Source organism: Aeromonas sp. QDB23, assembly GCF_027707745.1.
Taxonomy (GTDB): domain Bacteria; phylum Pseudomonadota; class Gammaproteobacteria; order Enterobacterales; family Aeromonadaceae; genus Aeromonas; species Aeromonas allosaccharophila.
The window spans coordinates 1-578 of the sequence record NZ_JAPCJA010000183.1; the positions used below are offsets into that span (position 1 = coordinate 1).

The 578-nt window shown below is 60.9% G+C and carries 1 protein-coding gene; it reads left to right on the forward strand.

Annotated features, from left to right (window positions below; translation table 11 throughout):
• A partial coding sequence (gene istB, locus PG888_RS23090; RefSeq protein ID WP_270694495.1) for an IS21-like element ISAs29 family helper ATPase IstB occupies positions 1 to 578 on the forward strand: 578 nt, incomplete at both ends.

Sequence of the window (578 nt, forward strand, 5' to 3'; positions counted from 1 at the left end):
ACCTACGAAGGGCTGCCCTTCATCGAGCGGCTAAGCCTGCTGGTCGAACACGAACAACTGAGCCGGGAGCAGCGTAAACAAGCTCGGCTGGTCAAGCAGGCGAGGCTCAAACTCCAGGCCACGGTGCAAGAGGTGGACTACCAGTCTGCACGCAACCTGGAGCGGTCACAGGTGGCAAACCTGGCCCAAGGAGAGTGGCTGCGCCGGGGCCAGAACCTGCTCATTACCGGCCCCTGTGGCTGCGGAAAAACCTACCTAGCCTGTGCGCTGGGCTACCAAGCCTGTCAGCAGGGGCACAGCACTCGTTACTACCGGCTGCCGCGTCTGCTACTTGAGCTGAGCCAGGCCAAGGTAGATGGCAGTTACGCCAGACTGCTGGGTCAACTGGCAAGGATAGAGCTGCTGATCCTGGATGACTGGGGACTGGAAGCGGTGAATGCCGAGCAGCGCAACGCCCTGCTGGAGATCATGGATGATCGGTACGGGAAATACTCGACGGTCGTGGTCAGTCAGCTGCCAACGGAAGAGTGGTACGCGAGCTTGGGGGACAACACTCTGGCAGATGCGATCCTGGACCG